Annotated in this window: 22 protein-coding genes; 13 read left to right on the forward strand and 9 right to left on the reverse strand. The window is 66.3% G+C overall.

The genetic code is table 11. The features are described 5' to 3' along the window. Positions 1-513 precede the first annotated feature (513 nt). On the reverse strand, positions 514-996 hold the full coding sequence (locus MRAB57_RS23160) for a GNAT family N-acetyltransferase (protein WP_245835987.1): 483 nt from the start codon (positions 994-996) through the stop codon (positions 514-516). 174 nt (positions 997-1,170) lie between these two features. Here MRAB57_RS23160 and MRAB57_RS23165 point away from each other — a divergent pair, with 174 nt between their 5' ends. After that, positions 1,171-2,097: a putative antibiotic biosynthesis monooxygenase gene (locus MRAB57_RS23165; RefSeq protein WP_077089416.1), complete on the forward strand. Its 927-nt coding sequence runs from the start codon at positions 1,171-1,173 to the stop codon at positions 2,095-2,097. Here the strand turns inward: MRAB57_RS23165 and MRAB57_RS23170 are convergent. Continuing rightward, positions 2,094-2,972, reverse strand: coding sequence for an SDR family NAD(P)-dependent oxidoreductase (locus MRAB57_RS23170; protein ID WP_077089417.1), 879 nt, complete (start codon positions 2,970-2,972; stop codon positions 2,094-2,096). The genes MRAB57_RS23165 and MRAB57_RS23170 overlap by 4 nt on opposite strands. Positions 2,973-3,511: 539 nt before the next feature. Between MRAB57_RS23170 and MRAB57_RS23175 the strand changes: the two genes are divergently transcribed. The 7 genes from MRAB57_RS23175 to MRAB57_RS23205 all read left to right on the forward strand — a co-directional run bounded on the left by MRAB57_RS23175 (position 3,512) and on the right by MRAB57_RS23205 (position 10,003). Then, the gene (locus tag MRAB57_RS23175) at positions 3,512-4,333 is read left to right on the forward strand and encodes a SigB/SigF/SigG family RNA polymerase sigma factor (RefSeq protein ID WP_077089418.1); all 822 of its coding nucleotides are present in this window, start codon (positions 3,512-3,514) and stop codon (positions 4,331-4,333) included. A gap of 116 nt (positions 4,334-4,449) precedes the next feature. Further along, entirely contained in the window at positions 4,450-5,070 is a 621-nt protein-coding gene (locus tag MRAB57_RS23180; protein ID WP_077089419.1) for a hypothetical protein, read from the forward strand. 146 nt (positions 5,071-5,216) lie between these two features. After that, positions 5,217-5,828: a hypothetical protein gene (locus MRAB57_RS23185; RefSeq protein ID WP_077089420.1), complete on the forward strand. Its 612-nt coding sequence runs from the start codon at positions 5,217-5,219 to the stop codon at positions 5,826-5,828. A gap of 78 nt (positions 5,829-5,906) precedes the next feature. After that, the gene (locus MRAB57_RS23190) at positions 5,907-6,623 is read left to right on the forward strand and encodes a TetR/AcrR family transcriptional regulator (RefSeq protein ID WP_077089421.1); all 717 of its coding nucleotides are present in this window, start codon (positions 5,907-5,909) and stop codon (positions 6,621-6,623) included. Next, on the forward strand, positions 6,620-7,831 hold the full coding sequence (locus tag MRAB57_RS23195; RefSeq protein ID WP_077089422.1) for a cytochrome P450: 1,212 nt from the start codon (positions 6,620-6,622) through the stop codon (positions 7,829-7,831). Before MRAB57_RS23190 ends, MRAB57_RS23195 begins: the two co-directional genes overlap by 4 nt. After that, entirely contained in the window at positions 7,825-8,772 is a 948-nt protein-coding gene (locus MRAB57_RS23200; protein WP_077089423.1) for an SDR family oxidoreductase, read from the forward strand. The genes MRAB57_RS23195 and MRAB57_RS23200 overlap by 7 nt, the downstream gene beginning before the upstream one ends. Before the next feature lie 37 nt (positions 8,773-8,809). Next, a complete protein-coding gene (locus MRAB57_RS23205; protein ID WP_157900654.1) occupies positions 8,810-10,003 on the forward strand; it encodes an AMP-binding protein in 1,194 nt (397 codons plus the stop codon). Here the strand turns inward: MRAB57_RS23205 and MRAB57_RS23210 are convergent. Then, a complete protein-coding gene (locus tag MRAB57_RS23210; protein ID WP_108638132.1) occupies positions 9,899-10,897 on the reverse strand; it encodes an IS481 family transposase in 999 nt (332 codons plus the stop codon). The genes MRAB57_RS23205 and MRAB57_RS23210 overlap by 105 nt on opposite strands. A gap of 182 nt (positions 10,898-11,079) precedes the next feature. Between MRAB57_RS23210 and MRAB57_RS23215 the strand changes: the two genes are divergently transcribed. From MRAB57_RS23215 to MRAB57_RS23235, 5 genes are all read left to right on the forward strand, one after another. Further along, positions 11,080-13,410, forward strand: a complete 2,331-nt coding sequence (locus tag MRAB57_RS23215; protein WP_281254408.1) for a thioester reductase domain-containing protein — start codon at positions 11,080-11,082, stop codon at positions 13,408-13,410. A 20-nt stretch (positions 13,411-13,430) separates the two neighbouring features. Further along, complete coding sequence (locus MRAB57_RS23220) at positions 13,431-14,603, forward strand: amidohydrolase family protein (RefSeq protein ID WP_077089427.1); 1,173 nt, start codon at positions 13,431-13,433, stop codon at positions 14,601-14,603. Continuing rightward, positions 14,600-15,835, forward strand: coding sequence for a M24 family metallopeptidase (locus MRAB57_RS23225; protein ID WP_077089428.1), 1,236 nt, complete (start codon positions 14,600-14,602; stop codon positions 15,833-15,835). Before MRAB57_RS23220 ends, MRAB57_RS23225 begins: the two co-directional genes overlap by 4 nt. Then, positions 15,825-16,937 carry a M24 family metallopeptidase gene (locus MRAB57_RS23230; RefSeq protein ID WP_077089429.1) on the forward strand — a complete coding sequence of 371 codons (1,113 nt, stop codon included), beginning with the start codon at positions 15,825-15,827 and terminating at the stop codon, positions 16,935-16,937. The genes MRAB57_RS23225 and MRAB57_RS23230 overlap by 11 nt, the downstream gene beginning before the upstream one ends. Positions 16,938-17,012: 75 nt before the next feature. Then, positions 17,013-18,371 carry an HNH endonuclease signature motif containing protein gene (locus MRAB57_RS23235; RefSeq protein WP_077089430.1) on the forward strand — a complete coding sequence of 453 codons (1,359 nt, stop codon included), beginning with the start codon at positions 17,013-17,015 and terminating at the stop codon, positions 18,369-18,371. On the opposite strand, the gene MRAB57_RS23240 is transcribed toward MRAB57_RS23235, so the two are convergent. From MRAB57_RS23240 to MRAB57_RS23265, 6 genes are read right to left on the reverse strand one after another with little or no spacing between them, the layout of a single operon-like run. Continuing rightward, a complete protein-coding gene (locus MRAB57_RS23240) occupies positions 18,368-19,657 on the reverse strand; it encodes a hypothetical protein (RefSeq protein WP_077089431.1) in 1,290 nt (429 codons plus the stop codon). The two genes, MRAB57_RS23235 and MRAB57_RS23240, sit on opposite strands and share 4 nt — an antisense overlap. Before the next feature lie 4 nt (positions 19,658-19,661). Then, complete coding sequence (locus tag MRAB57_RS23245) at positions 19,662-20,426, reverse strand: SDR family NAD(P)-dependent oxidoreductase (protein WP_077089432.1); 765 nt, start codon at positions 20,424-20,426, stop codon at positions 19,662-19,664. Next, positions 20,423-22,774 carry a CaiB/BaiF CoA transferase family protein gene (locus MRAB57_RS23250; protein WP_077089433.1) on the reverse strand — a complete coding sequence of 784 codons (2,352 nt, stop codon included), beginning with the start codon at positions 22,772-22,774 and terminating at the stop codon, positions 20,423-20,425. Before MRAB57_RS23250 ends, MRAB57_RS23245 begins: the two co-directional genes overlap by 4 nt. A 21-nt stretch (positions 22,775-22,795) precedes the next feature. Next, a complete protein-coding gene (locus MRAB57_RS23255) occupies positions 22,796-23,767 on the reverse strand; it encodes an enoyl-CoA hydratase/isomerase family protein (protein ID WP_077089434.1) in 972 nt (323 codons plus the stop codon). 38 nt (positions 23,768-23,805) lie between these two features. Further along, positions 23,806-24,654, reverse strand: coding sequence for a mycofactocin-coupled SDR family oxidoreductase (locus MRAB57_RS23260; RefSeq protein WP_077089435.1), 849 nt, complete (start codon positions 24,652-24,654; stop codon positions 23,806-23,808). Continuing rightward, positions 24,654-25,853: a cytochrome P450 gene (locus tag MRAB57_RS23265; protein WP_077089436.1), complete on the reverse strand. Its 1,200-nt coding sequence runs from the start codon at positions 25,851-25,853 to the stop codon at positions 24,654-24,656. The genes MRAB57_RS23260 and MRAB57_RS23265 overlap by 1 nt, the downstream gene beginning before the upstream one ends. Positions 25,854-26,053 lie beyond the last annotated feature (200 nt).

Below are 26,053 nucleotides of genomic sequence, written 5' to 3' on the forward strand. Positions count from 1 at the left end.
GAAACCGTGAACACCACGAAGAACACCACCGAGAGAGTCACCATTGGCAGGCTCACCATTTCCAGCCCCGCTGGACGCTCCGCCGATCTCTCATGCCTCTACCGTCGCGCCGCCCGATAGTTTGTTGTGGTGCTTGAAGGCCGACTTGACGAGGCGTTGGCCTTCAGCACGCCCTTCGTGATCGATCGACTCGTCAAGGACGCCCGCCGGCGATCATGGTGGGACCGAGACAACGGCAGCGGGTAGCCGGCCTCAGAATGCGGCCGCCTTCAACGATTTTCGCCTGCGATATCACCAGGTTTTCGGCCACCTTCTGCCAGCCGTCTGGTACGACGACAACAGCGTCGCCCCGTCCCGCCGCGCCATTAGCGACATGACCGGAACCTTGAATTGGCCTGTGAAGCGGTGGATTTCATTGTCCAGACCCGCGGCTTCTGGATCCGAGAACTCCCGTGCGACCTCACCGACGAAGAGAAACTCGGCGCGATTGCGCCGCTTGTCCGCTCCGGCGTTCTACGTCTGGCGCCCTAGTCGGGTGACGTACCTGACCTGCTGCAGGGATGTGCCAGCGAAGGCATCTGTTCGCTGAAGTCCGTCGGTCGTCCACCCGGTGCGTTCGTAGAACCGCCGGGCACGCATGTTCGCGGAGAACACCCATAACAAGGCCGCGTCGTGGCCGGCGCGGCTCAGTCGGTCGCACCCGGCGGCGATGAGGGCGTGGCTGACCCCTGTGCCCCAATACAGCGGGTCGACGTAGAGCGACCAGACCTCGCCGCTGTCGATCGGGTGGTCGTCGCGCGATCGGCCGATGGTGATGTGGCCGTGTATCGCATCGCGGCCAACCGCAACCAGGGTGTACGGCCCGCGCAGATCCATCGTCTCGAAAGCGTATCGAGTTGCCATGTCCTCTGGACGCAACCCGTCGAGGTAGTCCTGCGCGACGAGACCTCGGTAGCCCTGCTGCCAGGACCGGACGTGCACGTGAGCGACGGCCATCTTGTCTGCTGCTGTCGCTTCTCGAACGTCGAACACTCCCGAAGTATCCACCGCGGGCACGGCGGATGGCCCCAGATCGGGGTAGCGATGATCGGACCGGGCGGTTATGCCGCATCGACCTGGAGCCCAGCACAAGTCAGGTGGTTGGCAAAGCCGAGATGGTAGACAACGGATATGACTGCTGTCGCGTCCGCAATCACGACCTTCCACCCACCGTCGGATCCCGACCGGTTCGGTCAGTGGATTGCCACCTACCTCGCTTCGGCCCGTCAGTCGGCGGGACACGTCAGCGCCCGCCAATCGGTTCAGGAAAGTGCTCAACTGGATTGGGCGGTCCAGGTGTCGTTTGACGACGCAGACTTGCTGGATGCCTGGCTGGATGGCCCGCAACGAGCGGCGGTGCTCAGCGACGGCCAAGCGAACGGTTGGTGGCAGCGTCGCACTGATCTCATCCTGGTCCCCGGTGAACCGCCGCCTGCCGATGCAGGCATCTTTCTGCACAGCGTGGCGCCCGGAAAGGAGACCGAATTTGTTGCCGCGCAACGTGATCTGACATACACCAGCTCTAGCTTCGCCGGATATGAAGGGACTGCGGTGTTTCCGGCCGATTCCACCGGCCAGTGGATGTCGTTACTTCGGTTTCGCACGCCAAGCCAGCTGGCGGCATGGATCGGATCGCAGGAACGCCGCGAAGCGCTGCCACGCCTGCGCGGTGAATTGACCCGCGACTTCGCCGAACTGCCGCACAGCGCACCGTTTGGCTCGACCATTCGAATTGACCACGGGCACACCAGGATTACCCCCGCATGGAAGACGGCGATGCTGGTCCTGCTGTGCCTCTATCCGACCGCGATGCTGCTCACTGAATTTCTGTCGCCGGTGCTCGAGCATGTGGGATTCACAGGACCACTATCGTTTTTCATCGGCAACGTTGTCAGCATCGTCGCGCTGCAATGGGTACTCGTGCCGGCCGCGTCCCTGCCCTTTCGACGTTGGCTCGACCCCATTGACGGCTCGTCGGTCCGCATCAGCGGCGGCGGGGCGGCGGTGATCGTGGCGGGTTACGCCGTACTGCTCGGCATCTTCACGCTCGCGGCCTAGGCAGTGCTGAGCATCGTGTGCAGGTCCTCGACCGACCACGGAGCCCCGTCGTGGTGATCGCGATATCCCAGCAGCGACGGGGTGGGGCGATCGAAGCGGCCCACGAATCCGCCTGCGGCGACGAAGATTTGACCCGTCACGTCACGCGCCAGGTCGCTGGCCAGGTAGGCGTAGAGAGGGGCTACGAACTCGGGCGGGGCGCTGTCCAACGATGCCTGCATGGTCACGTCGTCCAGCAGGCCGCGCCGGTGCAGGTCGTGGATGTGTTGCTCGTACTCCGCGCCGGTGGACAACCGGGTCTTCGCGCCGGGACACACCACGTTGGCGCGCACGCCGGTGGATTTCAACTCCGCGGCGATGGCCATGGTCAAGGCGTTGACGGCGCCCTTGCCTGCGGGGTAGCCGGTGCCGCCGTAGTCGCCAAGGAACGCGACCGAGCTGGTGTTGACGATCGCCCCGTGTCCTTGAGCTGCCATGAGGCGCGCGGCCACCCGGCAGGTGTGAAAGGCAGTGCCGAGGTGCGCGCCGATCAGGTGGTCGAACTCGGCGGGCGAAATGTCCAGGATCGAGGAGCCCTGCGGCTCGGCAACGCCGGCGCAGTTAATCAGGATGTCGAGGCCGCCGAATGTGCCGGTGCATGCATCGATGAGCGCGGTGGCGACGGCCTCCTCGTCGGCGGCTCCCACGAGCGCGGCGGCCCGTCCGCCGGACGCCCCGATCGCCGCGACGGTCTCCTCGACGGCATCGGCATCGCGCCCGTTGACCACCACCGCGGCACCACACTTGCCGAGCAGTTCGGCGACCGCGCGGCCGATACCGCGGCTGCCTCCGGACACCACCGCGGTCTGTCCGGCCAGCAGTCCTTCATCACTCACCGGCAACCGCCGCGGAATGCGTTCCGGCCGCGTTGTTCTCGACGCGGCCCACCGACACGGTGATCGACACGGGTCCAAGACATTTGCCGAACAGTACCGAGTCGGGGCGGTATTGAGAACTGACAGCGCCGTGCCCTGGGTCGACTACCACGTCAGGCGAGCCTTACTTTGCAGCGATATCGATAGCCAGCCACCCGAACCGCGGCACACCAATCGCGGTTCTATGCCATCAGGCGTAGTATCACTGATTGAGTCCGTTTCTGGACACATCGCCGTTTAGCTCAAAGCGGTCATTCAGCCGCACCGGCTGCTGAGCCTTGGCTCCGGCGATCGATTCTCGATCACCCCGCCCCCGCTCCAGCAACGCGCGTGCTGCGTTAGCCAATTCATGTTCGTGGATTGGAGCAGTGGGAGTGCCGTACGCACGTCTGCGATGCTTTGCTGCACACGACTGGGGAAGGAGTGTGCTGAAAAATGCAACTCCGTTGGTCCGCAAGTGATTTCAACTTTTATACCGTCGGGGTAAGGCGGGTTCGCCGATGACCGACGTCCTTGTTCCTCCCCGCCCGGCCACTCGGCCGGCGCCGCCGGCGAAGAGACGTTCCGACGATTCGTACGACGACGTCGTCGAGATGTTCCTCGTCCTGAGCACGCTGCCGGCCGAATCGCATGAGTACCGCCGCCAACGCGAACGCATCGTTAAGCGATGCCTGCCGCTGGCCGATCACGTCGCACGCCACTTCGGGCGCCGTGGCGAGGGTCTCGAAGACCTAACCCAGGTCGCGCGACTGGGGCTGATGAACGCCATCAACCGGTTCGACCCCGACAAGGGACCTAGCTTCATCGGGTTCGCGATTCCCACCATGATGGGCGAGGTCCGGCGCTATTTCCGCGACTTCAGCTGGAGCATGCGCGTGCCGCGACGGCTACGCGAGCTACATGTCCAGATCAGCAGGGCCACCGCGGACCTGTCGCAACGACTGGGCCGGGCCCCGACAGCCAGCGAGCTATCCAAAGAACTCGGCGTCCCGCATGAGGAGATCGTCGAGTGTCTCGTCGCGGGAGACGCCTATCAGCTGGACTCCCTGGACGCCCCGGTGGGTTCCGATGGCTCCGGCAATACTCGCTCGGTCGCCGATGCGGTGGGTGGCATCGATCCCCAGATCGACCACATCACCAACCGCGAAGCGGTGCGCTCGCTGATCAGCGGGCTCCCGCAACGCGAACGGGAGGTGCTGCACATGCGCTTCTTCGAGTCGATGACCCAAAGTCAGATTGCCGAGCGAATCGGGGTGTCACAGATGCAGGTGTCACGCATCCTGGCCAGCACCCTGCAGAGCTTGCGCGACCGGCTGGACTAATTCGTATCGGGTCCACCAGGCTCTTTGGACGATCCGCGCAATGTACTGTGCGTTTCAGGGCGGCGAGACCGACACCAGTCGCCGAGGTCGTCCAAGCCTGGAAGGAGCACGATGCGATGAGGGGTTCTCAGCTGGCGGTAACGGGCGTAGCCGCGGCAGCGGCGGTGGCGCTGTCACTGGCCGGGTGCGGCAGCAAACCGGCGTCAGCGCCATCGAAATCGGCATCAGCTACCTCGTCGGCCGGCAGCGCAACTTCGGCGCCCGCCTCGCCGTCGCCGGCCCAGCCGACCGACTACACCGGGCTGTTGATCCAGGCCGCGGATATCAACGCGCCGGTCGCCTTCACCGCGGGCCAGCCCACCAACAGCCCGAATGGCCAGCCGGGCGTCGCGACGACGTTCAGCGCCCAGGACGGCAACCACGTCATCAAGGACACCATCCAGGTCCTGGCGGACCCCGGTGCCGCGACGGACGCGCTGAACGCGGCGAAGGCCGGACAGGGCGCCGCGCTCAAGCACCCGACCACGGACGCGTCCAAGATCGGCAGTAACGGCGTCGTGCTGACCGGCAACTCCTCGGACAACTCCAAGGGCATCGCGATCCTGCTGTTCACGGAGGGCAAGGCATTCGTCACGCTGGAATTCGATGGACCGGCCGACTCCCTGCCGCCCGAGGACTTCGTCAACGACGTCGGCACCAAGCAAGACGCGGCCGTCAAGAAGGGGCTCGGCGGCTGAGTTAGCCGCTGGCTACGCCGACGGGGGCGCACCACGGCCCGCCTAGCAAACTCATTACGGGCGCGATTTCTCCCGCGTCGCGCGGCGATGTGCCGTACCGTTCATCGCGATCGGCACGCCGGGCGCCGTGAAGGGAGTCTCCGCGAATGAAGGCACTACTGAAGCTCGCTGCGGTAGCGGCGCTCGCCATGGCGGTGACCTCGGCGGCGGCCTGCAGCGGTGGCTCCAAGTCCTCGCCGACGACGTCGAAATCATCCACCTCCGCCATGACGAGCCGTGCCAGCACGACGACGACCGGCACCGCTGCGCCGGCGGACTACACCGGCCTGCTGATCAAGGCCAGCGATATCAACGCGCCGGAGGCCTTCATCGCCGCCGTGCCGATCAACAATCCGAACGGCCAGGTCGGCGCCACGACGACGTTCAGTAACTCCGACCGCACCCACGTCATCGTCGACAGCATTCAGGTCCTGGCCGACCCGGCCGCGGCCGCCGCCGCGCTGAAGGCCGCGAAGGGAAGCACGGACGGCTACGTCCACGGAGTGCCGGAGCCGACCGCCATCGGCGCGGGCGGCACGACGATCTCGGGACCGTCGCCGGATGGAGCAAAGGGCGTGACGGTCGTGATGTTCACCGAGGGCAAAGCCTTCGTCGAGCTGGAGTTCGACGGGCCGCCCGATTCGCTGGTGCCGCCGGACTTCGTGAACGACGTCGCCCAAAAGCAGGACGCGGCAATCAAAAAGGGCCTTACCAACTAAGTCCGGCCGCCGGCAACGCGGCCGGGCGGCAGAACCGACGCTCCACTAAATAAATTGCTTGATTTAATCCGTCCGGCGGTGTTCACTGGGGCGGTGAAAGCCGAGCGCACGATTCGCTCCGACCGGTCGACGGGGACGCGAGAGGCGATCTTGTCCGCCGCGGAGTGGTTGTTCGCCGAACGCGGGATGTATGCCGTGTCCAACCGGCAGATCAGCGAGGCGGCGGGGCAAGGCAATAACGCCGCCGCGTGCTATCACTTCGGCACTCGGACCGAGCTGTTGCGCGCGATCGAAAGCAAGCACCGCGAGCCGATCGAGGAGCTGCGTGCGCAGATGGTCAGCGACATCGGCGATTCCACCGAGTTGCGGGACTGGGTGGGCACGTTGGTGCGGCCGCTCACCGAGCATCTGACCGTGCTCGGGACCCCGAGTTGGTATGCGCGATTCGCGGCGCAGGCCATGGCCGACCCGACCTACCGCAAGGTCGTCACCAAGGACGCGTTGACCTCGCCGCTGTTGGTGCAAACGATCGATGGGATCAACCGCTGCCTGCCCGATCTGCCCAAGCGGGTGCGTGCCGAGCGAATCGTGATGATGCGAAACCTGTTGATGCATACCTGCGCCGAGCACGAAGGCGCGCTGGCCGAATACGGGCCGAGAGCGCGTTCCAGTTGGCCGGTCGCCGGGGAAGGACTGATCGACGCGATCGTTGGGCTGTGGCGTGCACCCGTCCACGTGATCGCGGCCGGTGAACCGGCGGAGGCCGAGCAGCCGAAAAACCAAGGAGCACAATGACCGCCACCGATATTTTGGAATTCCCGATGACGCGGGCCGCGGGCTGCCCATTCGCCCCGCCCCCAGAATCGTTGGCGTTCAATACAAACAAGCAGCTGAGCCGAGTCCGGATCTGGGACGGCAGCACGCCCTGGTTGATTCACGGCTACGACGCGATCCGCGCGTTGTTCACCGATTCCCGCACCAGCGTCGACGACCGGCTGCCCGGATACCCGCATTGGAACGAGGGCATGCTGGCCACTGTCGACAAGAGGCCGCGCTCGGTGTTCACCTCCGACGCCGAAGAGCACACCCGGTACCGCCGGATGCTGTCAAAACCGTTCACCTTCAAGCGTGTTGAGGGGCTGCGGCCGGCGGTGCAGAAGATCGCCGACGAGCGTGTCGACGCCCTGCTAGCCGGCCCCAACCCGGGCGACGTGGTCAGCACGGTGGCGCTGCCCATCCCGTCGCTGGTGATCAGCGAGATGCTGGGCGTGCCGTACGAGGACGCGGACTTCTTCCAGGAGCAGGCCCAGCGGGGCACCGCCCGCAATGCGACCGAGGAGGACACCGCCCAGGGTGCGGCCTCGCTGGCGAAATACATCGCCAACCTGATCCGGGCCAAGATGGCTGACCGCTCAGAGGATCTGGTGTCCGACCTCGCCGAGCGGGTGAACGCCGAAGAGATCAGCGTGCGCGAGGCCACCCAGCTGGCGCTCGGCGTCCTGATCGCCGGTCACGAGACCACCGCGAACATGATCAGCCTGAGCATCGCGGCCCTACTCGAGCACCCGGATCAGCTGGCGTTCCTGCGCGACAGCGATGACCCGAAGGCCATCGCCGCCGCGGTCGAGGAACTGATGCGCTACCTCAGCATCATTCAGACCGGTCAGCGCCGGATTGCCGTGGAGGACATCGAAGTCGGTGGCGAAACCATCCGGGCCGGCGAGGGCATCATCCTCGACGTCGCACCGGCGAACTGGGACCCCCGCCAATTCCCCGATCCCGACCGGCTGGACCTGCGCCGCGACGACGGCGCCCACGTCGGCTTCGGCTACGGCCGCCACCAGTGTGTGGGTCAGCAGCTGGCCAGGATGGAATTGCAGATTGCTCTGCCAACGCTGTTCCGCCGCATCCCGACGCTGCGGCTCGCCGAACCGGTCGAGGGGCTGCCGTTCAAGCATGACACCCTGGCCTACGGCGTGTACGAGCTTCCCGTCACATGGTGAAACCCTCTCTAACGCTGCAGGTTCCGGATCTATCCGGCAGGTTCGCCGTCGTCACCGGTGCCAACAGCGGTTTGGGTTTCGGCCTGACGAAACGCCTCGCCGCCGCCGGCGCTGATGTCGTCATGGCGATACGAAGCAGGCCCAAGGGCGAAGCGGCGATCGCCGAGATCCGGCGCGAGGTGCCGGCGGCGAAGCTGAGCATCCGGCAGCTGGACCTGTCGTCGCTGCAAAGCGTGTCGGCCCTGGGCGACCAGCTAGGCGCGGAGGGCCGGCCGATCGACATCTTGATCAACAACGCCGGGATCATGACTCCCCCGCAACGCCAGCAGACCGATGACGGCTTCGAGTTGCAGTTCGGCGCCAACCATTTGGGGCACTTCGCGTTGACCGGACGCCTGCTGCCGCTGCTGCGCGCGGCCGAGTCCGCCCGCGTGGTCACCGTGAGCAGCCTCGCCGCCACGCAGGGGAAGATTGAATTCGGCGATCCCAATGCCGAACGCGGCTACAAGCCCATGTACTCCTACGGGATCGCCAAACTCGCGCAGCTGATGTTCGCGGTCGAGTTGGACCGGCGCAGCCGCCTCGGTGGCTGGGGGCTGATGTCCAACGCCGCGCATCCCGGGCTGACCAAGACGAATCTGCTCAGCGGCGCGTCCTACGGTCGCGAAAAGCCAACGCTGCAGGCGCGACTCACGCGGCTGACCTGGCGACTGCTGCCGTTCATGTGGCTCGACGTCGACGAAGGCATCAAGCCGACGCTGTACGCGGCGGTGTCGCCGGATGCCGAGGGCGCCAAATACTACGGCCCGCGCGGCTTCTACGAAACCGTGGGGGGCGGAGTCACTTTCGCCGGCGTTGCCCGGTTGGCTCGCAGCGAGACCGACATGACGAAGCTTTGGCAGCTCTCCGAACAACTCACCGGTGTCACTTACCTTGACTGACTCGAGGCGAGGCACCGACACATGAAGGTGGTGGATGATGGCGTTCGTCGGTCGCTCTGACGTTAAGGATCCCGGTGCCGCGCAAGATCAGTGGGAGCGGGTGGCGCGCCGGCGGGAGCGTTTGTACGCCGAGGACGAGCAGTTCCAGATCACCCGGCCCGATGACCAGATCGCCGCGGCGGCACGCGCGTCGGGCCTGCGGATCGCCGAGGTCATGGCGACCGTCCTGCAGGGCTACGCCGACCGGCCTGCGCTGGGACAGCGTGTCCGTGAGATCAGCACCGATCCCGGCACCGGGCGTGCGTCGCTGCGCTTCCTGCCGCAGTTCGAAACCATCACCTATACGGATCTGTGGGCGCGGGTGCAGGGGCTGGCCGCCGACTGGCACCAGCACGAGCAGCATCCGGTGCGCACCGGAGACTTCGTGTGCGTGCTGGGATTCGCCAGCATCGACTACACGGCCATCGAATGCGCGTGCATTCACCTGGGCGCGGTGGTGGTGCCCCTGCAGACCAGCGCGCCGGCCAGCCAGCACGCGCCGATCCTGACCGAGACGCAGCCCCGGATCTTCGCCGTCGGCATCGACAACCTCGAGAACGCGGTCGAGGCCACCCTGATCGGCACGGCCCCGCAACGCCTCATCGTCTTCGACTACGAACCCCGCGACGACGACCAGCGCGCCGCCTACGAGGCGGCATGCGCGCGATTGGCCGCGGCGGACAGCGCGCTGACCATCGAAACAATCGACGACGTTGTCGCGCATGGGGTTTCGTTGCCTCCCCCGCCGCTGCATGTCGCGCCGGCCGGCGAGGACCCGCTGGCCTGGGTGTTCTACACGTCGGGCAGCACCGGCACGCCCAAGGGCGCGATGTTCACCGAGAGCCTGTGCATCGGCACCTGGCTCGCGCAATCCGACCAACCGGTCATCACGTTGAGCTACATGCCGATGAGCCACCTGATCGGCTATGGCTACGTGATCCTGACCCTGGCGAACGGTGGCACCAGCTACTTCGCCGCCAAGAGCGATCTGTCGACACTGTTCGAGGACCTGGCGCTGGTGCGCCCCACCTCGCTGAGCCTGGTGCCGAGGGTGTGCGAGATGTTCTATCACCACTATCAGCGCGAGCTAGATGTGATGTCCAGGGAGGTTGGTCAGTCGGGTGACCGGTGGCTGGCCTCCGAGGGCGGAGTGGGCTCGGTGGTGATTGTAGGAGTGCAGCCAGCCGGGTAGAGCGTCGTTGCGGTGTTCGGTTGATTCGTAGAGTCGGGCGTAGGCCCAGCCGTCGGCAAGAGTGCGGTGGAATCGCTCGACTTTGCCGTTCGTCTGGGGCCGGTAGGCGCGGGTTCGCTTGGCGGTGATGCCCAATTCGGTGCAGGCGTCACGCCAGGCGTAGGACCGGTAGGCCGAGCCGTTGTCGGACAAGACCCTTTCGACGGTGACCCCATGATCGGCAAACCACGCGATGGCACGTCGGAGCACGCCGATGGCGGTGGAGGCTTTTTCATCGGTGCATATTTCGGCGTATGCCACGCGGGAATGATCGTCGATGACGGTGTGTAAGAACGCTATTCCGATTCTGGGTTGATATCGCTTGTTGCGTTCGCCGGTGCGGCGGGCGGTCTGGCGGGCGTTGCGTCTGCTTTGTTGGCGACTCATGAACTTGTGACCCCCACCGTCGGGGATGTTGGCGAACTTGGTGACATCGACATGGATCAATGAACCCGGATAGGCATGCTCGTAGCGGCGCAGCGGTTCGCCGGTGACGCGATCGATGTGCGAGAGCCGGTTGATTCGGCAGCGGGTCAGCACGGCGTGCACGGTCGAGGCCGCCATGCCGAGTTGACCAGCGATCTGAACTGGCCCCAGTCGCTTGCGCCACCGTAGTTTCACGATTCGCCGCATCAGCTGAACATTGGTTTTGGTCGGGCTGCGATGCGGCCTTGAACTGCGGTCGAGCATGCCGGCAGGCCCCTCGGTGCGGTATCGGACGGCCCACTTTTTGGCCGTTCGTTCCGCGACCATGAACATCTTGGCCGCTGCGGCGTAGGTCCAACCCTGCTCGACGACGAGCTGGGCAAGCCTCAAACGGGCGCGCGGGGTCAATGCAGCGTTAACGTGGGACACGAAGGCCTCCTGGTTGGTGAAGCGGTTTCTAGACAGCTCCACTTCACAACCGGAGGCCTTCACCTGTCACACAGGCTCACCGACACCGAACGGGACAACCTCCCTGGACATCACAGCTAGACCGCCACACGCATTCGGACGATGCTGCCCCCGAACTCGTCACGGCGATCCGCGAACGGATTCTGGGCGGCCGGGTGCTGGCGGTGGGCTGTGGTTCGGCCGCGTTGTCCCCGGAGATCAAGGCCTTCATGGAGGACGTGCTGGACCAGCACCTGCTGATCGGCTACTCGTCCACCGAGATCGCCGGTGGCATGATCGTGGCCGACGAGCACGTGCTGCGTCCGCCGGTGATCGACTACAAGCTGCTCGACGTTCCCGATCTGGGCTACTTCAATACCGACAAGCCCTATCCGCGTGGGGAATTGGCGGTCAAGTCGGCCAGGTTCATGGCCGGCTACTACAACCGGCCGGACCTGACGGCGACGATGTTCGACGAGGACGGCTACTACAAGACTGGCGACATCATGGCCGAGGTCGGGCCGGATCAGTTGCGCTACGTCGATCGCCGCAACAACGTGATCAAGCTGTCGCAAGGCGAATTCGTCGCGGTCTCCCGGCTGGAAGCCCTGTACTCGACCAGCCCGCTGATCCACCAGATCTACATCTACGGCAGCAGCGAACGCTCCTTCCTGCTCGCCGTCGTCGTCCCGACCGAAGGCGGAACGGACGCCTCCGCGATCGCCGAGTCGCTGCGACAGGTCGCCCGCGAAAACCAGCTCAACGGCTACGAGATCCCGCGCGACTTCCTCATCGAGACCGAGCCGTTCAGCCTCGCTAATGGGCTGCTGTCGGGGGTGGGAAAGTTCCTGCGCCCCAAGCTCAAAGCCCGCTACGGCGATCGACTCGAAGAGCTCTACGCCACTATGGCCGACCAGCAGCTGGGTCAGCTCCGCACGCTGCGCACCGGCGGCGCCGATCAGCCGGTGCTGGCGACCATCACCAAGGCCGTGCAGGCCACCCTCGGCGTGCCCGCCGCGGACGTATCGCCCGAGGCGCGGTTCATCGACCTGGGCGGCGATTCGCTTTCCGCACTGACCTTTTCGACGCTGCTCGCCGACATCTACGGTGTCGAGGTCCCGGTCGGCGTCGTGGTGGACCCGACCGGTGACCTGCTCGCCATCGCCGGCCACATCGAACGGCATCGCGACTCCGACAAACCGAGCTTCGCGTCGGTGCACGGCACGGACGGTGTCGAAGTCCACGCCGCGGACCTGACGCTGGACAAGTTCATCGAGGACGACCTCCTGCGGACCGCGATGACCCTGCCCGCGCCGACCCGTGAGGTGCGCACGGTGCTGCTCACCGGCGCGACGGGCTTCCTGGGGCGGTTCCTCGGCATGGAATGGCTGCAGCAGCTCGCCGACGCGGGCGGCACCCTGGTGTGCCTGACGCGGGGTGCGGACGCGACCGCCGCGCGGCAGCGCATCGAGGCCGTGCTGGCCTCCGACCCCGAGCTGCTCGAGCGCTTCCGGACGTTGGGCGAGGGCCACCTGGAGGTGATAGCCGGCGACATCGGCGAGCCCCGGTTCGGGCTCGATGCGCAGGCCTGGGAGCGGCTGACCCAGACCGTGGACCTGATCGTGCACCCGGCCGCCCACGTCAACCACGTCCTGCCCTATCGCCAGCTGTTCGCCGCGAACGTCGCGGGAACCGCCGAGGTGATCCGGCTGGCGATCACGGCCAGGCTCAAGCCCGTTCACTACATCTCCACGATGGGCGTCAGCGCCGTGGCACACCAGCTCGTCGACGAGGACACCGACATCCGCCGCAGCGTGCCCGCCTGCGTCGTCGACGAGAGCTACGCCAACGGGTACGGGATCAGCAAGTGGGCCGGCGAGGTGCTGATGCGCGAGGCGCACGACGTGTGCGGGCTACCCGTCGCGGTGTTCCGGCCCGGCATGATCCTGGCCGACACCCGTTACACCGAACAGCTCAACGTGCCAGACATTTTCACGCGATTGCTGTTCAGTCTGGTCGCCACCGGTGTCGCGCCGCGGTCGTTCTATCACGCCCGCGACGCCAGGCCGCACTACGAGGGCCTGCCGGTGGGCTTCCTCGCCGAAGCGATCGCGGCCATCGGGCCGCGGCACGGCAGCGGTTTTGACACCTACAACACCACCAATCCGCACGACGACGGCATTTCGTTGGACACGTTCGTCGACTGGATCATCGCCGCGGGGTATGCGATCGAGAAGATCGACGACTACGGCGGCTGGCTGGAGCGATTCGAGACCGCAATGCGCGCCTTGCCGGAACGGCAGCGTGCCCAGTCGGTGCTCGCCGTCCTGGACGTCTACCGTGAACCCATGGTGGCCATCGCCGGTTCACCGGTCCCCGGCGCGCAGTTCCAGTCCGCGGTCGAACACTCGGGTCGCGCCATCCCCCATGTCTCGCAGCAATTGATCGAGAAGTACCTCGCCGACCTGGAACGCCTCGGCGTGCTCACCCGGTGATTGGAAACGAAGGGACGACGATGTCCAGCCCAGCCCCCACCCTGTATCCCGAAGGCGTCATCGGTGCGCCCAAGCATCGCCATGGGCAGGCGGCCTCGTTCAACACCGGCCTGCCGCCCGGCACCGAGGTGTTCTCCGCCGACAACCACATCTCGGTGGCCGACGACATCTTCTATGAGCGCTTCCCCGACGACCTCAAAGACCAGGCGCCGCGGATCTGGTACGAGGACGGCGCGTATCTGCTCGGCCAACCGGGACAGTCCATGGTGGTCGGCGATTTCAGCGCGGTGCTGATGCAATACGACGACCTGGCCGGGGCGGCCACCAACAACGTCGAGGCCCGGATCCGTGAGCTTGCCGAGGACGGCGTCGACAGGGAGCTGGCCTTCCCCAACGCGGTCCTCGCGCTGTTCCACCACCCCAACCACGAGATCCGCGAGCGGATCTTCCGGGTCTACAACGAGCACATCGCCGACGTCCAGGAACGCTCCGACGGCCGTTGCTACGGCGTCGGATTGATCAACTGGTGGGATCCCCGCGGCGCCCGCCGCACGCTGGCCGAGCTGAAGTCGTTGGGGCTCAGCACTTTTCTGATGCCAATCAGCCCCGGCAACGACGAGAACGGCCAGCCCATCGATTACTCGAGCACCGCGATGAGCGCCGTGTGGGACGAGATCGAGGAGGCGGGCCTGCCGATCACGCACCACATCGGCGAGAGCCAGCCCAAGTTCCCCAGCGAGGTCAACAGCGTCGCGGTGGCCATGATGGTCAACATCGACTCGTTCCGGGAGATGTTCTCCAAGTACGTCTTCGGCGGCATCCTCGACCGGCATCGCGGGCTGCGGATCGGCTGGTTCGAGGGCGGCATAGCCTGGGTGCCCACGGCGCTGCAGGACGCGGAGCACGTCCGGGCCTCGTATGAACACATGCTGGCGCACCAGCCCGAGCACGACATCCGCCACTACTGGGACACCCACATGTGCGCCTCGTTCATGGTCGATCCCCTGGGTTTACGCCAGATCGACGAGATCGGGATCGACAAGGTGATGTGGTCCTCTGACTATCCGCACAACGAAAGCACTTTCGGCTATTCGGAGCGATCGCTGGCCGCCGTCGTCGAGGCCGTGGGACCCGAGGACGCCGTTCGGGTGGTCGGCGGCAACGTCAAGGAATTCCTGGGGATCTCGGCATGACGAACACATTGACTGCGCGGCGCTCGGTCCTGGACGCACCTGACGAGCCGGACTTTGCCCGCATGCGCACGGAGGTTGGGGCGCGGGTGCGGGCCGCGATGGCCGAACAGGGCGTCGACGCGCTGGTCCTGCTGATGAACGGCTATGTCGGATACGCGACGGGGGCCAGCTGGCCCCTCGTGGACGCCGGCCTGTCGCATGTCGAGCGTCCGGTCGCGGTGGTGCTCGCCGACGACGAACATCCGCACCTGTTCATGCCGTTCCGCAGCGGGGCGTCGGCGGAGTTGCCGGTGCCCGCCGATCATGTGCATGGGCCCGCATATCTCGAATTCGACCACGGCGTCGAGCAATTCGCGCGCAAGCTGACCGATCTGGTCCCGCCGGGGTCCAACATCGCGGTCGACGAGCTCACCGGCGCGATGCGCCGGGCGTCGGCCAAGCTATTTCCGGCCGGCCCGCCGACGGACGCGGCGATCGTGCTCGGCGCAGCGCAACTGGTGAAAACCCGCGACGAGCTGTCCTGCCTGCGCAAGGCGGCGCGGATCACCGAACAAGCCATCGTCGACGTGCAGAAGGCTTTGGCGCCGGGCGTGCGGCAGATCGACCTCTCTGCCACGTTTGTGCGGCGCGCCTTCGAGCTGGGCGCCACCACCAACATGCTGGAGGCCATCTGGCAGGTGATGCCGACTTCGCGGGAAGCCGGGGTGTGGACGACGCACGGCGATCTCGCGCTGCCGCTGTTGCCCACCGATCGCGAACTGGCCGCCGGTGACGTGTTGTGGACCGACATCAGCATCACCTACCACGGCTACTGCTCGGACTTCGGCCGGACGTGGGTGGTCGGCGAGCAGCCGACGCCGAAACAGCAGGATCAGTTCCGGCAGTGGCGCGCGGTGCTGGATGCCGTGCTCGGGGTGACCAAAGCCGGTGTGACGTCCGGTGATTTGGCGCGCACGGCGATCGCGGCCCACGGTGGTCGCAAGCCGTGGCTACCGCACTTCTACCTGGGTCATGGCATCGGCACCTATCCCGCCGAGGCCCCGATGATCGGAACGGATCTCGGTCAGGAGTTCGACGACAGCTTCGTCTTCCCGGTCGGAATGGTTCTGGTGCTGGAGCCGGTGATGTGGGAGGACGGAACGGGAGGTTATCGCAGTGAGGAGATCGTGGTGATCACCGAAGACGGCTACGCGCCGATTACCGACTACCCCTATACGCCTTATGGCGACTGAGGTTCTGCCCGACACCCGGGCACTGCGATCGGGGCGCCGGGACCGGGCGCTGGCCGAAATGGACAAGCACGGCCTGGACATCCTGGTGTTGGGCCGGCAGGCCAACATTCGCTATGTCACCGGCGCACCGCAGCTGTGGATAGCCGGGACCCGGCCATTCGGACCGATGTGTGTGCTGGTGCGCGCGACCGGGGACATCTACCTCAACAGCACCGACGACGAGGGCGTCCCGGAGGAGATCGACCACGATCACCTCTACGGGTTGGCCTGGAATCCGATGACGCTGATCGACGTGCTGAAGAAGGTCGACGGCGCCGAGGCGGCGATGCGGGTCGGAACCGACGCGATCACACCGACTTTCGCCGCGCTGCTGCCCGAGGCATTCCCGAATGCCGAACTCGTCGACGCAGAACCGGCGATGCGGGCCGCGCGGCGCATCAAGACGCCCGATGAAATCGCCGCGATGGACAGTGCGTTGCGGATCGCCGAGCACGGGCTCGCCACCGCCGTGGGCCAATTGGCGCCTGGCGTGTCGGAGCGGACGCTGGCCGGGGTCATGATGGAGGCAATGGCCGCGGGCGGGGTGAGCACGCCCGCCACCCAGGACGCCGCGTGGGTGACATCGCGTGAACAGCCGTGGCACCGTGGTGGGGCCGAGGCCCGGCCGGGCGACCTCGTCGCGTTCGCCGCCGGCGCGCTGGCGAATGGCTATGTCGCCGAGGTGGGCCGAACCTGGCCGGTCGGTGACGTCAGCGGCGACACCCGCAAGCTGTTCGCACGGTCAAACGCGCTGTACGACAAGATGCTTGCCGCGTGCCGTCCGGGCGCATCGACGCGCGATCTGCTCGCCGCCTACGAGGCGGCCGGGGAGCCGGTGCCCCCGATGCCCGTGGCGCACGGGCTCGGGCTCGGTTTTGACCCGCCCGTGGTCTCCGAAACGCTCTTGGCCGCCGGTGAACTCGACCAACTCGAAGCCGGGATGGTGTTGGCGCTCACCGGATACGTGTGGCGGCAAGGCATCGGCGCGGTGTTCCGGCGCGACACCGTCCATGTCACTGCTGATGGTGTGGACGTGCTGACCGGCAGCCCTTCGTATTGCTGAAACTAATTGCGCGAGTGTGCATCTAGGGCGATTTTGACGGCGGTTTTTGTCGGTGGGCGCCGATAGTTTCGGGGTGTGATCGGTCGGGAGGCGTTGTCGGGGGCTTTTGCCACGATCCACGCTGCGTTCGACGAACTGATCGAGTGCGACTGCGGCGCGTTGGCTACTCGCGAGCAGCTGGCGATGCTGAAGAATTACGAGAAAATCAGGCGCCGCTTGCCGGCCCTCGAGCATCCGCTGATCAATAGTCTCGCCCGCCAAGCCACTCCGGAAGAGCTGGGCGGCAAGCTGTCCCATGCGATTGCCGAAGAGACGCTGATCAGCCGCGGCCAAGCGGCCCAGCGCATCAAAGAGGCGCGGGATCTGGGCCCGCGGCGCGGCCTTACCGGTGAACCCATGGATCCTACGATGCCTGCCACCGCTGAGGCTCAACGCCACGGCAGCTTGGGGACCGGCCAGGTGGCGGTGATCCGCAGGTTCTACCACCAGCTGCCCGGCTGGATCGACGCAGAAACCCGCGAGCAGGTGGAGGCCCGGCTGGCCAAGGAGGGCAGCCAGTTTCGCCCCGAGCAACTCGCGGACCTGGCCGACACCCTCGCCGACTGCCTCAACCCCGACGGCAACTACAGCGATGAGGACCGGGCGCGGCAGCGCGGCCTGACGCTGGGTAACCAGCAGGCCGACGGCATGTCGCAGCTGCGCGGCTGGCTGACCCCCGAAGCACGCGCCACGCTCGAAGCCGTCCTGGCGAAGCTTGCCGCGCCCGGCATGTGCAATCCCGACGACGAAAAGCCTTGCGTGGACGCGAGTCCGAGTGAGGAGGCCATCGAGGGGGACGCGCGCAGCGCGAGCCAACGCAACCATGACGCGTTGAATGCGGTGCTGCGGGGATCACTTGCCTCCGGAAAGCTAGGTCAGCACAACGGGCTACCTGCCTCCATCATCGTCACGACGACCCTGGCGGAGCTGGAGGCCGCCGCCGGGCGCGGGCTCACCGGTGGCGGCACCGTCCTTCCGATGAGCGACGTGATCCGCCTGGCCCGCCACGCGCATCACTACCTGGCGATCTTCGACAAGGGGAAGGCCCTGGCGCTCTATCACACGAAGCGCCTGGCGTCCCCGGCGCAGCGAATCGTGTTGTACGCCAAGGATCGCGGATGCTCGGGCCCGGGGTGCACCACGCCGGGCTACTACTGCGAAGTTCACCACGTCACCGATTGGGCCCAATGCCGTGCCACCGACGTGAACAACTTGACGTTCGCCTGCGGACCCCAGCATCGCCTGTTGCGACCTGGAGGTTGGACGACCCGGAAGAACGCCAGGGGTGACACCGAATGGCTTCCCCCGCCCCACCTGGACCGCGGCCAGCCGCGCATCAACACGTTTCATCATCCCGAAATGCTGCTGCACGACGGGGACGACGACGAGCCTTAGTTCACCTCGGCCAGCGCGGCGTCCAGCAGATCGCCGATACGATGCCGCTCCCACGCGCTCAGCAGATTCGACAGCATCTGCAGCGGTGCGCGCAGGCCTTCGTCGTCCCTGATGCGGGGGTCGCGGCGATCGTCGGGCACGTCGTCGCCGAATCGCTTGCGGAGCAACGCCGGGACGTCGAGGAGCCAGGCGACGCCCATCGCCGCCGCGTACAGCAGCGTGTGGCGGAGTAGCCGGTCGGCGTCCAGTGCGGGGCCGCCGCAGCGATGCACCTCGGCGACGAACACCTGCAGCAGCTCGCCGAAATAGACGTCCCACATGTCGGTTTCGGCGGCCGACATGGCGCCCCAGATGGCCATGCCCATGTTCATCTGGCCGACGCAGCCCCAATCCAGCAATCCGCAGTGCAGATCGCCCGCGGAATCGCGCCAGAACCAGGCGTTGTCGATGTTGGCGTTCCAATGGCACAACGCGACATAGTCAGTGTCGGTGCCCAGCCGGTGAGTGATGGCGTCTTCGTGTTGTGCGATCCGCAGTACGTCCTCGCCGAAGCGGGCCAGGAACTCCTGCGAGCCAACGGTAGCGGGCAACAGGCCGGGACGAATCTCGGCGAAGTCGGCCACCTGCTGCACCCGGCGTTGCAGCCGTTCGGCGGACAGCGGCGCTCGCTCTCCCACCGTCGCCGCCTGCACGTCCAACGGAAAGTGCGCGGTCAATTCGGCCGGCAGGCGCCCGGACCGCTGGGTGCCGGCGAGGCGGGCCAGCGCGGTGAGCAGAGCGCGGTAATGATCGAGCGGCTCGGGCATCTCGTAGTCCAGGCACTTGTGATATTGCCGCTCGATCCCGTTGCCGCCGAACCTGATTCGCTCGGTGATCAAGATCCCGGTGCCGGTGTCGCGGTGGTAATCGCCGAACTGCACATGCGGGACGGCTATCGGGAAACCGGGTGCGCGCGACAGCGCCGCGAATCGCACCTCCGGCTCCATCTGCGTCTTGCCCCGGTCGCGGATCGGGTTGTCGAGATCGCGGGAGAACTTCACGAACAGGTCGGTGTGCAAACCCGCTGCGGGCGTGGCGTATTCGACCGACAGCATCACTTTGCGTCCGGTGCTGCCGCCGTCGATCTCGGTGAACGCGGTGACGGCGGCGACGGCGTTGCCGTCGACCAGCTCGCCCGAGGACCGGAATGCGTCGGTGAGGAACTTGGCCCCGCCGTCGCGCAGGGCCGCCGGATCGGCGGGAATGGCGACACCGAACCGGTCGCCGGTGACCCACTGCGAAGTCAACTGGTTACCAGGTCTGTTCGGCCGCGCGTACCAGCATGTGGTTGACCGCCACGCGGCGATCGCGGGTCACCATGAACAGCACCGCATCGGCGATGTCGTCCGGTCGCAGCATGACCATGTCGGCTGTCTGCCGGGCGATCGCCTCCCGCGAGGCGCCGGCCAGGTGGCTGAAGATCTCGGTGTCAACGGTTCCCGGGCCCACCACGCCGACACGAACCCGCTGCCCCAGCACCTCCTGTCGGAGGCCTTCACTGAACGCGTTCACGCCGAACTTGGTCATCGAATAGACGGCGGTGTTGGGGCGGGCCACCCATCCCGCGGTCGAACTGATGGTGACCAGGTCGGCCACCCCCCGCCCGGCGTCGGCGGCGGCTTCGATCAAGTGCGGGAGCGCCGCCCGGGTCGCATACAGGACACCTTGAATGTTGACGCCCACCATGTGATCCCAGTCCTGCACCGACGCTTCGGTCGCGGGCGCCGACTGCATCAGGCCGGCGTTGTTGACCAGGATGTCGAGGCGCCCCAGTTCGGCGGTGGTGCGCTGCACGGCGGCCGCCACCTGTTCGGCGTCGGTGACGTCGGCGGGCACGACCAGCGCAGCGCCGCCGGCGGATTCGATCTCGGCCTTCAGTTCGGCCAACCGGTCGGCCCGGCGGGCCAGCAGGGCCACCGCGGCGCCCTGTGCGGCAAGCGCTTTCGCCGTCGCCGCCCCGATGCCGCTGCTGGCCCCGGTCACCAGGGCGACGGTGTTGGCCAGTGTCTGCGTCATGCTTCTACTCCCGTCGCCAGTATCTGATGCACAACGTAGTCGGTGTGCTCGCCGAGGTCGGGCGCGCCGCGCGAAATCTGGGCCGGATCGCGCGTGAGGCGCCACGACGGTCCGAGCACGGGCCGCTGGCCCTCCCGATGGTCGCTCACAAACCGGTACAGCTCGCGGTCCCAAAGCCGTTGATCGGCAATCACGTCGACCGATGTGGCGCTCTTGCCGCCCGGCACGCCCGCCGACCGAAGCCGAGCGGCCAGCTCCTCCGCATCGCGCGCCACGGTGAGGCGTGCGAGGTCGGCGTCGAGGGCGTCGGAGTTCGCGTGCCGCTGGGCCCGAGAGGCGTAGCGCGGGTCGTCGGCCAGCGTGGTGGCGCCTAGCACGTCGCACAGGCTGCGCCATTGGGCCTCGTCGGCGGCGGCGACGGTGATCCACGCACCGTCCGCGCACGGATAGCAGCCGTGTGGGCAGATGTCCGGGTGGCCATTGCCGTTGGGCCCGAGCCGCTTTCCGGTGAGGCTCTGTTCCAGCAGGCAGTCGCCGATCATCGAGGAGAGGGTTTCGACGGCGGAGACGTCGACGAACTGTCCCTCGCCCGTTTGCTCCCGGTGCAGCAAGGCCACCACCGCGGCGTAGGCGGCGGCGGCACCGACCGTCGAATCGCCGTAGCGCATGCTGGCCCCGAGCGGCGGCCCGCCCCGGTAGCCGACCAGCGAGGCCAACCCGGCCAGCGCGGAAAAGCAGGGCGCATAACCGGTTTGATGCCCGAGCGGCCCGTCGTTACCCCACATCTTGATCGACACCGCGATGATGTCTTCTTTGATCTCGGCCAGCTGCTCGTACCCCAGGCCCTGGCGCTCCATCGCGCCGGGCCGCAGGTTATTGATGACGATGTCGCTGCGCGCGATCAGCTCGCGCAGATTCGCCATCCCCTCGGGCGATTTGATGTCCAGGTCCACGCTGAGGATCTCCGGGTTGATGCTCAGGAAGAACGGCGCGTGGTTGATGTCGGTGCCCCCGTAGGCCCGCATCTCCTCGGGTAGGGCCGCGGTCTCGACCTTGATCACCTCGGCGCCCAGCATCGCCAGCAGCTTGCCCGCGTAGGGACCCGCCCACACCTTGGTGAGTTCGACGATGCGCACGCCCTGTAGCGGACCGCCGCGGGCATCGCGGGGCGGCTTCAGCTGGGGCGACTTCACCGCCGGCCGCGGGTGCGGTGTGGCGAGCCGGCCTAAGACGGCGGCCGTGTGCTGGCCGAGGGTGGGTGCGGCGGAGACGATTTCGGTGGGCGAGGCGCTAAGCGCATACGGGACGGTGGGATACGACGCCAGGCCGAGCACGGGGTGCCGAAGATCGGTGAAGAAGCCGCGGTGCCGGTACTGGGGCGACTCGTGCAGGTCCGCCGCGCCGTTGACCGGAACCAGCGGCACGCTGATGCGCTGGGCCTGGTCCGCGGCCGCCTCCTTGGCAAGGTCTTTGACCCACTCCGCGAAACCGCGCTGAAAGGTCGCCACCTTCTCGCGCGTGACCGAGAACTCCAGCCAATCGTCATCGAATTCGTTGAGCCACTCCGGGTCACCCATCAGGGCCTTGACACCCACCCAGTGCGCGCGGCTGGTCATGTACAGGTAGACGAATCCGTCCGCGCAGGCAAAAAACGACGCAGGCCCCTGCTGGTCGAAGTCGTCGCGGGCGCCGTCGGCCGGGACCTCGCCGGTGACGAACCGGCCCAGGATGCAATCCGCCCGCGACACCAGGACGGCCTGCTGCGAGATGTCGATCGACTCGCCCCGACCGCTGTGCATGCGCCCGAACAACGCCGAGGCGACACACAGCGCCGCCTCCAGCCCGGCCTCGTAGTCGGCGAGGAACCGCCCAGGCCCCTGCAGCGGCGGCTGGGCGGTGTCGGGATGGCTGGGCGTGTGGTATCCCCAGCCGCTGGCGTGAAAGACGTTGATGCTCTTGGCATTGTCGAACTCGGGCGCCGCGCCCAGGCCGAACGGGGTGATCGAGCAGAACACCACGTCCGGGTGCCGCTCGGCCCCGCTCGTCGCGCGGTCGTCGATGACGGCGTCGGCCGCCCCGATGAGTTCGTGCAGGCGCTCGGCGCCGGTCGGGTCGGTGACGTCGAACTCGATCGATTGCTTGTTCGTGTTGAGGTACGCGAACAGCGCGCTGCCGTCGGGCACCGGGACGTCACCGACGATGGGGGCCATCGCCCGGGTGGGACTGCCCCACCCGGGCATCTCGACCTTGATGACCTCGGCGCCGAAGTCGGCCAGCAGTTTTCCGCAGTACTCCCCTGCGACCGACCCCGCCAGCTCGACGACCCGGAAGCCGGTCAGCGCCGACATACGAGCTCTCCCCGGGGCACTCTAGGGCTTCGCGCGTCCCGAGCGGCTCAGGCGCCACTCCGGCGGGAAGTTCATGTCGTTGTCCTTCACCACGTTGTTGAGGCCCTTTTCGAAGGTGCCGGCGGTGAGGTCGACCGTGTTGTCCACGTCGTTCTGGATCATCGGCAGCATGCCCTCGACCATGCCGACGAGAAGGCTGCCGAAGTACTCGCCCTTGTGCTGCTTGTAGAGCTCCAGGAACGTCTTCTGCACCGCGACGGTGTCGGTCGGACGAGACTTCGAGCACGCCAGCGCGTACTTCTCGGTTTCCTTCTCCAGCTGGTCGCGGGGCACCACGCTGTTGACGAAGCCGCAGTCGTACATCTCCTTTGCGCTGAAAGGCCGGCCGGTGAACAGCATTTCGGAGAACTTGCGCAGGCCCATCGTCTCGGCCCACCACCACAGCCGGGGTCCCCAGCCGACGTACCGGAACGCGGGGTGCCCGAACAGAGCCTCTTCCGAGGAGATCACCAGGTCGGCATCGCCGGCCTGGTAGAAGTGCCAGCCGTAGCAATAGCCCTTGGCTTCGATGATGCTGACCTTCCGAAGCTCCTGCAGCGGACGGTTACCGGCGCGGGCCTTGGCATAGAAGTCGGTGACGGTGGACAGGTACCGGTACGACCCACCCGGCGGGTACTTGACCTCGTCGTCATTGATCGCGAGCTCGTGCAGCAGCGGCATGCCCGGGTTCTCGATCATGCCCCGCTGTTCCGGTAGGTCGCCGCCACTACCGAAATCTTCTCCCTCGCCGCGGATTACGACGACCTTGACGTCGTCGTCCACGTTGCACTTGTGGATCAGGTCGGCATAAACCTGCCGCATGCCCAGGCTGGTGGCGTTCTGCGCGTCGGGACGATCGAAGGTGATGTAGGCGATCCGGTTCTTCTTGTCCTTCTCGAACTTGATGTACTGCTCGGCTTCCTTCTTCATCTCTTCGTAGTCGAATTCAGGCATGCGTTTTCTCCACTTCGTTGTGACTATTGATTTAGTGCTTATTTGAGCAAGGCGCCCGCGTCCACGGGCAGCGAAACGCCTGTGACATAACGAGATTCATCGGAAGTAAGGAACAGCACGGCGTTGCTGATGTCGCGGGCCTCCACCCACGGCACCGGCATCATGTGCATCTGTTGCGAGAACGGCGCGAAGTCTTCGGGACCGGGATTTTCCAGGTCCGGCCGGAACAGCTTGTACGTGACCTCGTTCATCGTCATCGGCGTGTTCACCTGGCTCGGGTGCACCGAGTTGACCCGAATGCTGTGTTCGCCCAACTCGACCGCGAACGTGCGCATCAGCCCGATCACGCCGTGTTTGGCCGCGATGTAGTGGCCGGTATGGGCCAACGCCTTGTGCGACCCGACCGAACCGGTCAGCACGATGGAGCCGCCGCGCCCGCCGGCGAGGATTTGCGGCACACCGGCTTTCACCGTGTGCCACACCCCGGACAGGTTCACGTCGATCATGTCCCGCCAGATCTGCTCGCGGATCTTGTGCAGCTTGTTGCCGAAGGTCCCGATTCCCGCGTTGGCGACGATGATGTCGAGGCGGCCGAGTTGCTCGACCCCGTTGTCCACAGCGGCCTTGAGCCCGTCGTAGTCACGCACGTCGACCTGCGCGGTCACGATGCGCCGGTCGAGGTTCTTGACCAGGTCGGCGGTTTCGGCGAGATCCTCCGGGGTGGAATGCGGGTAGGCCAGGTTGTCGATCGGCCCGCACACATCGATCGCGATGATGTCGGCGCCCTCCTCCGCCAGGCGCACCGCGTGGCTGCGGCCCTGCCCGCGGGCGGCACCGCTGATGAAGGCGACCTTCCCTGCTACACGGCCCTCAACCCGGCCGGTCATCAGGACACCAAGGCGGGCATGGTTTCCCAGCCGCGCACCGTCGACGTCGGGCTGAGCTTGGCGTTGGCCATGTCGACCTCCCATTCGGGGAACCGCTTGAGGATTTCCTCCAGCGCAATGCGGCCCTCCAGGCGGGCCAGCGCGGCGCCCAGGCAGAAGTGCGCCCCGACGCTGAATGTGAGGTGCGGCCGGCTGGCGCGATGGATGTTGAACGAGTCGGCGTCGGGCCCGAACTGGCGCGAGTCGCGACAGGCGGCCCCGATCAACATCATCATCACGCTGCCCTCGGGCACCGTCTGGTCGTGGATGTCGACGTCGCGGGTCACATAGCGGGAGATGTGCGGGGCGGGCGGCTCGTAGCGCAACAGCTCCTCGATCGCCTGCGGGATGAGCGCCGGATTCTGGGCGAGTTCGCGCCGCTGATCGGGGTGCTCGGCCAGGACCTTGCCCGCCCACCCGATGAGCCGGGTCGTCGTCTCGTTGCCCGCCCCGGCAACGACATTCAGATAGACCAGGATTTCCTCGCGGGTCAGCCGCCGAGTCACGCCCTTGTCGTCGACGAACTCCACGTTGAGCAACTCGGTCATGATGTCGTCGGACGGGTTGTCCGCACGCCAGTCGATGTACGCCTCGAACATGTCGCCGACCGACAGCCCCTTGGTGTGGTCCATGGGCTTGCCCGCCTCGGTGCGCAGCTGCGCGTTGACGTGATCGCGGACGAATACCTGGTCGTCCTCCGGGATGCCCAGCAGCGCGCTGATGGTCTTCATCGGCATCTGCGCGCCCAGGTCGGTGACGAAGTCGAAGTGGCCCGTTCCGACGATCGGATCGAGCGACTGGACGCAGAACTCGCGGATCATCGGCTCCAGCGCGTTGATCTTGCGGGGGGTGAACATGCGCGACAGCAGCTTGCGGTGCACGTCGTGGATCGGGGGGTCTTCGAAGATCAGCATTCCCGACGGAATGTCGAGGTTGGCCTTGATCAATTCCAGAATCGCGCCCCGCGCAGAACTGAACGTGGCGTTGTCCACGAGTGCCTTGTTAACGTCCGCGAACCGGCTCACCGCGTAAAAGTCATATTCCGAGTTGTAGTACAGCGGCACCTCTTCTCGCAGCCGCGCGAACATCGGATACGGGTCGGCGATCAGGTCGACGTCGTACGGATCGAATCGGACGTGACTCTCGGTACTCGTCGTCACGAAATCCCTCCTAGGGCTGCTAATTTCGGCACCCGACATCGCGGCGTGAGCACCGGATCCGATTCGGGCAATTTGTACACTCCGCTTAAATGGGTCGCTCTGACATGTACACGGACTCGGCTGCTAGCGGGCTCGCCGACGGTCCGTGAACATCGGCTTACTCTATTCTCGTAGAGAACCATATGGCGGGTGTTCTGGCA

Source organism: Mycobacterium rhizamassiliense (genome assembly GCF_900157375.1).
In the GTDB taxonomy this organism is placed as follows: domain Bacteria; phylum Actinomycetota; class Actinomycetes; order Mycobacteriales; family Mycobacteriaceae; genus Mycobacterium; species Mycobacterium rhizamassiliense.

Coding starts and splice junctions, on each gene's coding strand:
- MRAB57_RS23260 (WP_077089435.1), bottom strand. CDS start 24,654: ATGACCGGCCGGGTTGAGGGCCGTGTAGCAGGGAAGGTCGCCTTCATC.
- MRAB57_RS23255 (WP_077089434.1), bottom strand. CDS start 23,767: ATGCCTGAATTCGACTACGAAGAGATGAAGAAGGAAGCCGAGCAGTAC.
- MRAB57_RS23180 (WP_077089419.1), top strand. CDS start 4,450: ATGAGGGGTTCTCAGCTGGCGGTAACGGGCGTAGCCGCGGCAGCGGCG.
- MRAB57_RS23185 (WP_077089420.1), top strand. CDS start 5,217: ATGAAGGCACTACTGAAGCTCGCTGCGGTAGCGGCGCTCGCCATGGCG.
- MRAB57_RS23225 (WP_077089428.1), top strand. CDS start 14,600: ATGACGAACACATTGACTGCGCGGCGCTCGGTCCTGGACGCACCTGAC.
- MRAB57_RS23165 (WP_077089416.1), top strand. CDS start 1,171: ATGACTGCTGTCGCGTCCGCAATCACGACCTTCCACCCACCGTCGGAT.
- MRAB57_RS23245 (WP_077089432.1), bottom strand. CDS start 20,426: ATGACGCAGACACTGGCCAACACCGTCGCCCTGGTGACCGGGGCCAGC.
- MRAB57_RS23175 (WP_077089418.1), top strand. CDS start 3,512: ATGACCGACGTCCTTGTTCCTCCCCGCCCGGCCACTCGGCCGGCGCCG.
- MRAB57_RS23205 (WP_157900654.1), top strand. CDS start 8,810: ATGGCGTTCGTCGGTCGCTCTGACGTTAAGGATCCCGGTGCCGCGCAA.
- MRAB57_RS23250 (WP_077089433.1), bottom strand. CDS start 22,774: ATGTCGGCGCTGACCGGCTTCCGGGTCGTCGAGCTGGCGGGGTCGGTC.
- MRAB57_RS23160 (WP_245835987.1), bottom strand. CDS start 996: ATGGCCGTCGCTCACGTGCACGTCCGGTCCTGGCAGCAGGGCTACCGA.
- MRAB57_RS23200 (WP_077089423.1), top strand. CDS start 7,825: ATGGTGAAACCCTCTCTAACGCTGCAGGTTCCGGATCTATCCGGCAGG.
- MRAB57_RS23230 (WP_077089429.1), top strand. CDS start 15,825: ATGGCGACTGAGGTTCTGCCCGACACCCGGGCACTGCGATCGGGGCGC.
- MRAB57_RS23220 (WP_077089427.1), top strand. CDS start 13,431: ATGTCCAGCCCAGCCCCCACCCTGTATCCCGAAGGCGTCATCGGTGCG.
- MRAB57_RS23195 (WP_077089422.1), top strand. CDS start 6,620: ATGACCGCCACCGATATTTTGGAATTCCCGATGACGCGGGCCGCGGGC.